The 10913-nt window shown below is 69.3% G+C and carries 8 protein-coding genes; 6 read left to right on the forward strand and 2 right to left on the reverse strand.

Features of this window, described 5'->3' with window-relative positions:
* Nucleotides 1–35 precede the first annotated feature (35 nt).
* The 4 genes from FM111_RS13255 to FM111_RS13270 all read left to right on the forward strand — a co-directional run bounded on the left by FM111_RS13255 (nucleotide 36) and on the right by FM111_RS13270 (nucleotide 6561).
* Nucleotides 36–2240 carry a prolyl oligopeptidase family serine peptidase gene (locus FM111_RS13255; RefSeq protein ID WP_087141404.1) on the forward strand — a complete coding sequence of 735 codons (2205 nt, stop codon included), beginning with the start codon at nucleotides 36–38 and terminating at the stop codon, nucleotides 2238–2240.
* A gap of 123 nt (nucleotides 2241–2363) precedes the next feature.
* The gene (locus tag FM111_RS13260; RefSeq protein ID WP_087141405.1) at nucleotides 2364–3122 is read left to right on the forward strand and encodes a DUF1223 domain-containing protein; all 759 of its coding nucleotides are present in this window, start codon (nucleotides 2364–2366) and stop codon (nucleotides 3120–3122) included.
* Between the two features lie 77 nt (nucleotides 3123–3199).
* Nucleotides 3200–5167, forward strand: a complete 1968-nt coding sequence (locus FM111_RS13265; RefSeq protein ID WP_087141406.1) for a potassium transporter Kup — start codon at nucleotides 3200–3202, stop codon at nucleotides 5165–5167.
* Nucleotides 5164–6561 (forward strand): RsmB/NOP family class I SAM-dependent RNA methyltransferase, encoded by a 1398-nt coding sequence (locus FM111_RS13270; protein ID WP_087141407.1) that lies wholly within the window; start codon nucleotides 5164–5166, stop codon nucleotides 6559–6561. The genes FM111_RS13265 and FM111_RS13270 overlap by 4 nt, the downstream gene beginning before the upstream one ends.
* Here the strand turns inward: FM111_RS13270 and FM111_RS13275 are convergent.
* Together FM111_RS13275 and FM111_RS13280 are read right to left on the reverse strand one after the other, a co-directional pair.
* Nucleotides 6558–6935 (reverse strand): hypothetical protein, encoded by a 378-nt coding sequence (locus tag FM111_RS13275; protein ID WP_087141408.1) that lies wholly within the window; start codon nucleotides 6933–6935, stop codon nucleotides 6558–6560. The two genes, FM111_RS13270 and FM111_RS13275, sit on opposite strands and share 4 nt — an antisense overlap.
* 1 nt (nucleotide 6936) lies before the next feature.
* Nucleotides 6937–7347, reverse strand: a complete 411-nt coding sequence (locus FM111_RS13280) for a metallopeptidase family protein (protein WP_087141409.1) — start codon at nucleotides 7345–7347, stop codon at nucleotides 6937–6939.
* A gap of 157 nt (nucleotides 7348–7504) precedes the next feature.
* On the opposite strand from FM111_RS13280, the gene FM111_RS13285 reads away from it, so the two are divergent.
* Both FM111_RS13285 and FM111_RS13290 read left to right on the forward strand, forming a co-directional pair.
* Entirely contained in the window at nucleotides 7505–9829 is a 2325-nt protein-coding gene (locus FM111_RS13285; protein ID WP_087141410.1) for a sensor histidine kinase, read from the forward strand.
* A gap of 54 nt (nucleotides 9830–9883) precedes the next feature.
* The gene (locus FM111_RS13290; RefSeq protein ID WP_087141411.1) at nucleotides 9884–10738 is read left to right on the forward strand and encodes an HAD family hydrolase; all 855 of its coding nucleotides are present in this window, start codon (nucleotides 9884–9886) and stop codon (nucleotides 10736–10738) included.
* The last annotated feature ends 175 nt before the right edge of the window (nucleotides 10739–10913 follow it).

Genomic DNA, 10913 nt, shown 5'->3' on the forward strand with positions numbered 1-10913 from the left:
CTGGGTCCCCGCCTCCGCGGGGATGAGCGGAGAAGATTGTGAAAACCCTGTTCCTGTCAGCTGCCTTGCCTGTCCTGATCCTTGCTGCCGGTCCGGTGCTGGCCCAAGGCGCGCTCGCCGACCCGGCGGCCGCCTCCGCGACGACCCCGCCGCCGCACTTCCCGCGCGACCTGTCGCCTGAAGGGGTCAAGGCCGCCGACGACCATCTGGCGCTGGAAGAGGTGGACGGCGCCGAGGCCCGCGCCTTCGTCGCCGCCTCGAACGAAAAGGCCCTGGCCGCCCTGACCGGCGACCGCCGCTACGAGCCCTTCCGTCAGCAGGCCGAGGCTATTCTGACGGCGACCGACCGCATCCCCGGCGTCAGCTTCCTGGGCGAAGGTCTCGGCAACTTCTGGCAGGACGCGGCCAATCCGAAGGGCGTCTGGCGCCGCACGACGCTGGCCTCCTATCGCACGGCCCAGCCGCAGTGGGAGACGCTGCTGGACATCGACGCCCTGGCCAGGGCCGAGGGCAAGGACTGGGTGTTCAAGGGCGCCAACTGCCTGGCGCCGGACGAGACGCGCTGCCTGATCAACCTGTCGGACGGCGGCAAGGACGCCGTGACGGTGCGCGAGTTCGACCTGACGACCAAGCGGTTTGTCGACGGCGGGTTCGTCATCCCCGAAGGCAAGCACCGCATCAGCTGGCTGGATCGCGACACCCTGCTGATCGCCACCGACTTCGGTCCCGGCAGCCTGACGGAGTCGGGCTATCCCTACATCGTCAAATCCCTGACGCGCGGCCATCCGCTGGCGCACGCGACCGAAGTCTATCGCGGCCAGCAGGGCGACGGCGGCTACGGCGTCTCGCCCATGGTCTTCCGCGACAAGGCGGGCGCGGTCGAGGCCGTGCTGTTCAGCCGTCCGCTGGACACCTTCCGCTCGGAAATCTGGGCGCTGGGCGCCGATGGCAAGCCGCACAAGCTGAACCTGCCGGAACGCGTCGCCGTTGAAGGCGTCATGGGCGGCAATCTGGTCTTCTCGCCCGATCAGGCGTGGAGCTTCGACGGTCAGGACTATGCCGCCGGTTCGCTGCTGTCCCTGCCGCTGGGCGTGCTGGGGCCGGTTCGGCTGGATATCGCCATCGGCGCTGAGCGGGCGACCATCTTCACGCCGACGCCGCGCCAGTCGCTGCAGAACGTGACCGTCCTGTCTGACAGCATCGTCGCCGTCATCGCCGACAATGTCGTCGGCACGCTGAAGCGTTTCACCCCGACCGCGACCGGCTGGGCCGTGACCGGGCTCGCCGTTCCCGCCAACAGCGCGGTGAGCTTGGGCGACAGCTCAAAGGGCAAGGGCCAGGTCTTCGTCTCGACCCAGGGCTTCCTGACGCCGCCGACCCTCAGCCTCGCCGACGTCTCCACCGGCGCCCTGACCGAGTTGAAATCGGCCCCAGCCAAGTTCGACGCCTCGACCCATGTGGTCGAGCAGTTCGAGGCGACCTCGACCGACGGGACGAAAATCCCCTACTTCGTCACCCGGCCGAAAAACCTGGCGATGGACGGGACCGGCCCGACCATCCTGTTCGGCTACGGCGGCTTCCAGGCCAGCTTCCCGCCCGCCTACAAGCCCGAGATGGGCAAGCTGTGGCTCGAGAACGGCGGCGTCTTCGTTCAGGCCAACATCCGTGGCGGCGGCGAGTTCGGGCCGCAATGGCACCAGGCGGCCTTGCGCGAGAACCGCCAGCGCGCCTTCGACGACTTCGCGGCCGTGGCCCGCGATCTGGAGCAGCGCCGCATCACCAGCCCGCGCCATCTGGGCATCTACGGCCGGTCGAACGGCGGGGTGCTGACCTCGGTGTCCATCACCCAGCATCCGGATTTGTTCAACGCGGCGGTCATCGAAAGCCCGTTGATCGACATGCTGCGCTATCAGGAGCTGCCGGCGGGCGCCTCGTGGATGGGCGAATACGGCGATCCGCGCATTCCGGGCGACGCCGAGTTCATCGCCCGCTACTCGGCCTATCAGCAGCTGCGGCCCGAGGTGAAATATCCGCGCGTCTATATCACCACCAACACGCGCGACGACCGGGTGCACCCCGGCCACGCCCGCAAGTTCGCGGCGCGCCTGGGCGATCAGGGCCACGACCATCTCTATTTCGAGGACACGGCGGGCGGCCACTCCAACGACGCGGATCCGGTGGCCAACGCCCGCCGCTGGGCGCGTCACTACGTCTATCTCAGCCAACAACTGATGGACTGAGGGCGTTCTTTGGCGCGCTATCGGCCTTCGGTCTGCTTGAGCGCGAAGGCCGATAGGCTGCGTATAACGCCGCTCACGCATTTATGAGCGGCGTTATCGGGCCGAAAGGATAGGATCGCCGCCATGATGGCACGGGGCCTGTTCAGGTATGGGATGACGGCGGCGGTCGTGGGCGCGGGCCTGCTGGCTGTCGCCGCCGCGCCTTCGCGCCCGCGCGAGCGCGACGCCCCGGTCCAGCCGGTGGTGGTCGAGCTGTTCACCGCCCAGGGCTGCGCCGGATGTCCCGACGCCAATCGCACGGTCGAGACGGTGGCCGAGGATCCGGGCGTGATCGTTCTGACCTACGGCGTCGACTACTGGGACTATCTGGGTTGGTCCGACACCTTCGCCCGCCCGGAATTCGCCGAGCGTCAGCGCGCCTATCGCCAGGCCCTGAGGCTGCGGAACGTCTCGACGCCGCAGGTGGTGATCGATGGGCGTCGCCATGTCTCGGGCGCCCGTTCGCCGGAGTTGAAGGCGGCGGTCGAGGCCGAGGCGCAGGGTCGGGGCTGGCCCCCTGAGATCGAGTTCCGCGAGACCGGCGACCGCGTCGGCATCGGCTCGGGCCGTCCGCCGCGCGGCGGGGCCGAAGTCGTCGCCGTCGTCTATCGGCCGGGCCAGCAGACGGTCGAGGTCAAGGGCGGCGACAACCGCGGCCGGGCGGTGACCCACGTCAATGTGGTGCGCGAAGTGCGCCGCCTGGGCGACTGGAATGGGCGGCCCGTGCTGTTCCCCCTGCCCCAGGATGCAGGGGTCGACGAAGGGGTGGTGGTGCTGTTGCAGGCCAAGGACGACCGCCGCATCCTGTCGTCCGCCGCGCGTCCGGAAACGGGGCGCGATTGAACCGCTGACGGAAAAGGTCTAAAGGCCCGCCGCTCTTGATGGGCGCGCGCCTCCTCGCGCGACCCGGAGAACATTGCATGGTCGGGGATACGCCCCGCGGCGACGCCGCGCCAACCGCCAACGCCTCCTCTCCTGTAAACGCCCAGACTCCGCCTTCCGGCGGGGCGGACGGTCATGGCGGGGGCAAAGCCAGCCACCGCGCCCTGATCCTGGGCGCCATCGGCGTGGTGTTCGGCGATATCGGCACCAGCCCCATCTACGCCCTGCGCGAGGCGACGGCCCACGCCCAGAAGGGCGTCGGCGGCGATCTGGCGATCATAGGCGTGGTGTCTCTGGCCTTCTGGGCGCTGATGGTCGTCGTGACGTTCAAATACGTCATGTTCCTGATGCGGGCCGACAACAAGGGCGAGGGCGGCACCCTGTCGCTGATGGCCCTGGCCCAGCACGCCATCGGACGGCGCAGCGCCTGGCTGTTCGTCCTGGGCGTCTGCGGCGCGGCCCTGTTCTACAGCGACGGCGTCATCACGCCCGCCATCTCGGTCCTGTCGGCCGTCGAAGGCCTGCAGGAGGCGCCCGGCCTGAACGGGCGGCTGGACCCCTTCATCCTGCCGCTGGCGGCGGGCATCCTGATCGCCCTCTTCCTGGTCCAGTCGCGCGGCACGGCCGGCCTGGCCAAATTCTTCGGCCCCATCACCCTGATCTGGTTCCTGTCGCTGGGCGTTTTGGGCGTGGTCCATATCTTCGACGACCTGTCGATCCTGAAGGCCCTGTCGCCCTACTATGGGATCAAGCTGCTGATCGCCGACGGCTTCCTGGGCTTCGTCATCCTGGGCAGCGTCTTCCTGGCCGTGACCGGGGCCGAGGCGCTGTATGCGGACATGGGCCATTTCGGCAAGGCGCCGATCCGCCAGAGCTGGCTGTTCATCGTCCTGCCGTGTCTGACGCTCTGCTATCTTGGTCAGGGCGCCTTCCTGCTGTCGCACCCCGGCGCGGCGAGCAACCCGTTCTGGAACATGGTGCCGCAGTTGGCCTACTGGCCCATGCTGATCCTGGCCACGGCGGCCACGGTGATCGCCAGCCAGGCGATGATCACGGGCGCCTTCTCGGTCACGCAGCAGGCGGTCCAGCTGGGCCTGCTGCCGCGCATCGACATCCGCAACACCTCCGAGACCCAGGCGGGTCAGATCTACGTGCCCGCGATCAACAGCCTGCTGCTGGTCGGGGTGCTGTTCGTCCTGGTCAGCTTCCAGTCGTCGCACAATCTGACGGCGGCCTATGGCGTGGCGGTGACGGGGACCATGATGGTCAACACCCTGATGGCCTTCACCGTCGTGCGTCACAAGTGGAAGTGGTCTTGGTGGGCCATCCTGCTGACCCTGGTGCCGTTCGGCTTCATCGACGCGGTCTTCCTGACCTCCAACCTGCTGAAGATTCCGGCCGGGGCGTGGATGCCGCTGGTGCTGGGCGGCGGCTTGGTCATGCTGATGTGGACTTGGGTGCGCGGCTCGCAGATCCTGGCCGACAAGACGCGCAAGGACAGCCTGCCGCTGACCGATCTGATCGAGATGCTGCGCGCCCGCCCGCCGCACCGGGCGCCGGGTACCGCCATCTTCCTGACGTCCGACCCGGACGTGGCGCCGGTGGCCCTGATGCACAATCTCAAGCACAACAAGGTGCTGCACGAGAAGAACATCATCCTGACGGTTCACACTTCGGACCGGCCGCGTGTGCCGGACCTGCAAAGGGTGGCGGTCGAGCCGATCAGCGATGATTTCAAGCGACTGACCCTGACGTTCGGCTATATGGAGACGCCGAACGTGCCGCGTGCGCTCGGCCTGTGTCGCAAGCAGGGGCTGAAGTTCGACATCATGTCGACCAGCTTCTTCCTCGGCCGTCGTTCGGTCGTTCCTTCCGCCCGCCAGGGCATGCCTCTGTGGCAGGACAAGCTGTTTATCTTCCTGATGCGTAACGCCGCCAATCCGACCGACTTCTTCCGCATTCCGCCCGGCCGCGTGGTCGAACTCGGCACCCAGGTGTCGGTGTGAGCGGGGGAACGCCCAAGGGCAAAAGCTCTGCCGCGCGCGGCCGCCGCATCGCCGAAAAGGCGCGCGGCCCGCGTCGTGAAGCGGCCCCGCGCCCGATCGCGGACGACCCGCACGCCGACATCGGCGTCGAGGCGCGGCTGGTGGCGGGCGTCCTGCTGAACGCGGCGCTGGAGAAGCGCACCGGCCTGGACGAGGCCCTGTCGCAGTCGCCCGCGCGCGATCTGCCGCCGCAGGATCGGGCCTTCGCCCGCGCCGTGGCCATGGCGGCCCTGCGCCGTCTGGGCGAGATCGATCAGATTCTGGAGCGCCGTCTGCAGAAGGCGCCGCCGCTGGCGGTGCTGACCATCCTGCGCGTCGCCCTGGCCCAGACCCTGGTGCTGGACACCCCGGCGTTTGCGGCGGTGTCGACGGCGGTCAAGCTGGCCGAGCGCGACGCCAAGACCCGGCCCTACAAGAATCTGGTCAACGCCGTGCTGCGCGGCGTCGGCCGCGACGGTCCCGGCCTGACGACCGCCGAGTCCAACCTGCCCGACTGGCTGGCCCAGCGCTGGAAGGCGACCTATGGCGAGGCGGCCCTGATCGGCCTGGCCCTGGCCACGCGCGAAGAACCCGCGACAGACCTGACGGCCAAGCCCGGCGTCGACCTGGCCGAACTGGCGGCGTCGGTTGAGGGCGAGGCCCTGCCCGGCGGCACGGTCCGCACCGGCAAGCGCGGCGACGTCGCCGCCTGGCCCGGTTTCGAGGCCGGCGACTGGTGGGTGCAGGATGCGGCCGCCGCCGTCCCGGCGCGCCTGCTGGCGGTCAAGGCGGGCGAGACGGCGCTGGACCTGTGCGCCGCGCCGGGCGGCAAGACGCTGCAACTGGCCGCGGCCGGGGCCGAGGTCGTCGCCCTGGATCGCTCCGAGGCGCGGCTGAAGCGCCTGCGTCAGAATTTCGAGCGCATGAACCTCAAGGCCGAGGTCGTCGCCGTTCCGGCTGAAGACTGGGAAGACGACCGCACGTTCGACGCGGTCCTGCTGGACGCGCCCTGCACGGCCACCGGCACCTATCGTCGCAATCCGGAAGTGCTGCGCGCCACCCGCCCCGCCGACGTGGCCAAGCTGGCTGACGTGCAGCATCGCCTGCTGGATGCCGCTGCTGAGAAGGTGAAGCCGGGCGGGCGCTTGGTCTACTGCGTCTGCTCGCTGGAGCGCGAGGAGGGCGAGACGCAGGTCATCGCCTTCCTGCGCCGCAACCCGGCCTTCCGCACGGTCGCGGCGGTCCCGGCTGAGATCGGCGCCCCGGACGAGGCCCTGACCCCCGAAGGCTGGCTGCGCATCCTGCCGTCGCAATGGGCGGAAAAGGGCGGTCTGGACGGCTTCTTCGCCGCCAAGCTGGAGCGGATCGCGGACTAGTCGTTTCGCTCAAGGACGACGACGGCGTCGGGGAGCCAGGCGCGCTCTCCAGCCGCCGTCTCGCAGAACAGGAAGCCGCTTTCGCTGTGGATCAGCCGGAGGCGGTCTCCTGCGCGGACGGTCAGTTCGAGCGCGTTGAAATCTCGGATCAGGCGCCAGCCGGAGGTCGTGGGCTCGCACCAGCCGTCGGGCGTCCAGCCCGCGCGCCCATCCGCGCCGACGCACCAGGTCCACCCCATGAAGTCCGTCGGCATGGAGCCGTCCGAGACCGGAACCACGGCGTCGCCTGCCCGCGCGTCGATCGGATCCTCATAGGGCCGATCATAGTCGGCGACGGCGCGGACGTAGGTTTCAGGCGGAAAGACATACAGCATGTCAGTCCTCGTCGTCCTCGATGGCGTGGATCTGGTCGTCGTCCAGGCCCAGGTGGTGGCCGATCTCGTGGATCAGGACGTGGGCGATGATCTCGGCCAGGCCGACATCGCCGCGCTCGCACCATTCGTCGAGGATGGGCCGGCGATACAGGAAGACGCGCGACGGCTCGGGCGCCGGACCCATGGCGTCGCGTTCGCCGATGTGGACGCCGGAATAGAGGCCGGTCAGCTCGAACGGGTCTTCGATTTCCAGATCGCGCAGGATCTCCTCGTCGGCGAAGTCGTCAACGCGGATGACGACGTCTCCCGCCGCCTGGCGGAACAGGTCGGGCAAGCCGGCAAAGGCCTCTTCGGCCAGGCGGGCGAAATCGTCGAGCGAGGGGGCGATCTGGTCGGTCCAGGGCGTGGTCATGTCGGGGATATCGCCCGCGTCGGGCTGGGCCGCAATCGCAGAGGCGGCCGCGCGTGCATGGGCCGCATCGCAATTCGCCCAATCAGAGTATGGTAAACGCCGAATCGGCCTGACCTGACGGGCGGCCGATGCTTGGATCGGATTTTCTGGGGAAGGCATGGCCGAGGCGGATCTCGCGGCCGACATCGCCTTTGCGGCCACGGCGGGCGCGGCGGGGCTGGCGCTGGCGGTCAGCGTCTGGGCCTGGCGCCTGCGCGCCCGGCTGGTCGCGCGCGAGGGCGAGGTCGAGGACGGCCTCGCCGGCGCTCGCGACCAGGCGGAGGCGGGGGCTACGGCCCTGATGGCGTTCGACGACGTGCGTCTGGGCTTGCGCCCCGATGGCGAGATCGAGAGCGTCTTCGGCGCCGCGGACGTGCTGGCGGCTCTCGCGCCGGGCCAGGACGCGGCGGGGGCGGCCGACGCCATCCTGTCGGCCCTGAGACAATCGCACACCGGCCGTATGGAGGCCCTGATCGGCGCCGGGGAAGCGTTCGAGACCCTGCTGGAGACCACTGACGGAACCTGGGCGGTCGAAGGGCGGGCGCACGGCGGCGGGGCCTGGCTGCGGCTGTCGCGCCTGGGCGGCCCTGATACGGGCGGCGAGGCCGGGCCGGGCGCTCTGGCCGAGCAATCCCCCGCGCCGACCTGGGTGGTCGACGGGGCGGGCCATCTGATCTGGGCGAACAGCGCCTGGCTGCTGGAGACGGGCGCCGAGACGCTGGACGAGGCGCGCAGCCGGAACCTCAGCTTCGACCGGGGCGCAGACGCTGTGGTGGCCGAGGCCCTGCGCCTCAACGCGCGCCAGGAAGGCTTCCGCTGGACCACCGCGGGCGGGCGGCGCCGGGCGTGGAAGATCCTGGCCGAGCCGCTGGCGGGCGGGCGCGGCGCCGTGATCGCTTTCGCCATCGAGATGACCGAGGCCGAAGAGACGCGCGACACCCTGCGCCGTCACGTCGAGGCCCATGACGAGACGCTGAACCACCTGGCCGACGCCGTGGCCATCTTCGGCCCGTCCAAGCGTCTGGCCTTCCACAACACCGCCTTCCAGTCGCTGTTCGGAGTCGATCCGGCCTGGCTGGACGAGCGCCCGACCCACGCCGAACTGCTGGACCGGCTGCGCCAGAAGCGCCTGCTGCCCGAGGTCGTCGACTATGCCGCCTGGAAGGCCGAGGAGCTGGACTTCTACGGCGCGGCCCAGGCCTCGCCGGACGACAGCTGGTCCCTGCCCGACGGGCGGACGCTGCGGGTGGTGCGCCAGCCGCACCCGTTGGGCGGCATCCTGCTGATCTTTTCGGACATCACCGGCGAGCTGCAGTTGCGCAGCCGCTATAACGCCCAGATCCAGGTCCAACGCGCGACGCTGGACAAGCTGAACGACGCCGTCGCCGTGTTCGGTTCGGACGGACGACTGCGGCTGCACAACGAAGCCTTCGAAAGCTTTTGGAACGTGGCCGGCGAGCGGTTGATGGAGGCGGGCGACTTCGACGCCGTGGCCGCCCTGTGCCGTCCGGTCCTGCCCGACGCCGCCCTGTGGCTGGGGCTGAAGGCGCGTGTGGCCGATCCCGACCCGGAGAGCCGCGTGGCCATCTCCGGCGAAGGGCGCACCGAGGATGGCCGCATCGCGGCCTGGCAGACCCGCCCTCTGCCCGACGGCGCCACCCTGGTCGCCTTCTTCGACGTGACGGCCCGGCGCGAGCTGGAGCAAGCCCTCGCCGCCAAGGAGGCCGCCCTGGCCGAAAGTCAGGCGCTGAAGCGTGAGTTCGTCGGCAGCGTCTCCTATGAGCTTAGGACGCCGCTGACGACCATCGTCGGCTATTCGGAACTGCTGGAGGCGATGGGCGACCTGCCCGAGCGCAGCCGTCAGCACGCGGGCGCCATCCGCGTGGCGGCCAGCCATCTGGCCCGCTCCATCGACGACGTGCTGGACATGGCCCAGATCGACGCGGGCGAGATGGAGCTGACGCTGGGCGACGTGCGGGTCTGCGACCTGCTGGACGAGGCGGCGAAAAAGATCCGGGCCAAGGTCGAGGGCCGGGGCGCCACGCTGAACCTGGCCTGCCCGACAGGGTTGAAGCCGATCCGCGCTGACGCCCGCCGCATCGCCCAGGCGGTCGACCACCTGCTGGAGAACGCCTGCCGCGCCGTGTCCGAAGGCGGCGCGGTCAGCCTGACCGCCGAGGCTGGGCCGGGCGAGGTGCGCATCCGCGTCGAGGACACCGGCCGAGGCATCCCCTACCATTTGCAGGCCCACGTCTTCGACCGCTTCGTGCGACGCGAGCGCGGCGGGCCGGGCGTGGCCCTGGCCCTGGTCAAGGCCCTGGTCGAGCTGCACGGCGGCTGGGCCGAGGTTCAGTCGGAACCGGGCAAGGGCGCGGCTTTCATCCTGCACCTGCCGGTCGAGGCCACGGCGCCGACCGCTGCGCCGGAACTGCTGCTGGGCTGATCTTGGCCGTCCAGTCGTGCTAGAGGGCGTGTCCAAGCCTTCCAGGACGTCCTCATGGCCGACACGACCCGCCCCCTGCTCAAGACCGCCGTCATCTATGATTTCGACGGCACCCTGGCGCGAGGCAATATGCAGGAGGTCAGCTTCATCCCCTCGATCGGGATGACGCCGGCCCAGTTCTGGAACGAGACCGTCCGTCCCCGGACTATCGCCTCGGACGGCGACGGCATCCTGATGTACATGCAGATGATGCTGCTGGCCGCGCGCGAACAGGGCGCCCCGGTGACGCGCCAGACGCTGCGCGACCACGGCCGCGACGTGGCCCTGTTCGAGGGCCTGCGCGATCGCTCCTGGTTCGACCGGATGAACGCCTTCGGCGCCCAGTTCGGGCTGGAGATCGAGCACTACATCATCTCGGCGGGCCTGACCGAGATGATCGAGGGCTGCCCCATCGCCGAGGCCTTCACCCACGTCTTCGCCTCGAAATACGCCTATGACGACGAGGACGTGGCCGTCTGGCCCGCCGTGGGCGTCAACTACACGACCAAGACCCAGTATCTGTTCCGCATCAACAAGGGGGTGCACAACCACTGGGAGGATGAGCGTATCAACCGCTTCATCCCGGATGAGGAGCGCCCCATCCCCTTCGACCGCATGATCTTCCTAGGCGACGGCGACACCGACGTGCCGACCATGAAGATGATGCACACCAAGGGCGGCTTCTCCATCGCCGTCTACGACCCCGACAGCACCCCGCGCGACCACGACAAGATCCACCGCCTGATCTCGGAGGACCGGGTCAACTTCGTCGCGGCGGGGGACTATCGCGAGGGCTCGCCCGTCGATCTGATCGTCAAGGGCCTGATCGGCCGCATCGCCGTCAACTACGGCCGGATGCCGGCGGACTGACCTTCATCCTTCTCCCCTTGAGGGAGAAGGTGGCAGGCGGAGCCTGACGGATGAGGGGTGTAAGCGCTCAGGCCTGAAAATTTGGTCTTCTGCCGAGCCTCAACAACTCATCCAGGCGCTGACACCCCTCATCCGAGCGCCTCCGGCGCCCACCTTCTCCCTCAAGGGGAGAAGG

Origin of the sequence: Brevundimonas diminuta 3F5N (assembly GCF_900163625.1) — a bacterium.
GTDB classification, from domain to species: Bacteria; Pseudomonadota; Alphaproteobacteria; order Caulobacterales; family Caulobacteraceae; genus Brevundimonas; species Brevundimonas diminuta_A.

Coding starts and splice junctions, on each gene's coding strand:
- FM111_RS13260 (WP_087141405.1), top strand. CDS start 2,364: ATGATGGCACGGGGCCTGTTCAGGTATGGGATGACGGCGGCGGTCGTG.
- FM111_RS13265 (WP_087141406.1), top strand. CDS start 3,200: ATGGTCGGGGATACGCCCCGCGGCGACGCCGCGCCAACCGCCAACGCC.
- FM111_RS13275 (WP_087141408.1), bottom strand. CDS start 6,935: ATGCTGTATGTCTTTCCGCCTGAAACCTACGTCCGCGCCGTCGCCGAC.
- FM111_RS13280 (WP_087141409.1), bottom strand. CDS start 7,347: ATGACCACGCCCTGGACCGACCAGATCGCCCCCTCGCTCGACGATTTC.
- FM111_RS13285 (WP_087141410.1), top strand. CDS start 7,505: ATGGCCGAGGCGGATCTCGCGGCCGACATCGCCTTTGCGGCCACGGCG.
- FM111_RS13290 (WP_087141411.1), top strand. CDS start 9,884: ATGGCCGACACGACCCGCCCCCTGCTCAAGACCGCCGTCATCTATGAT.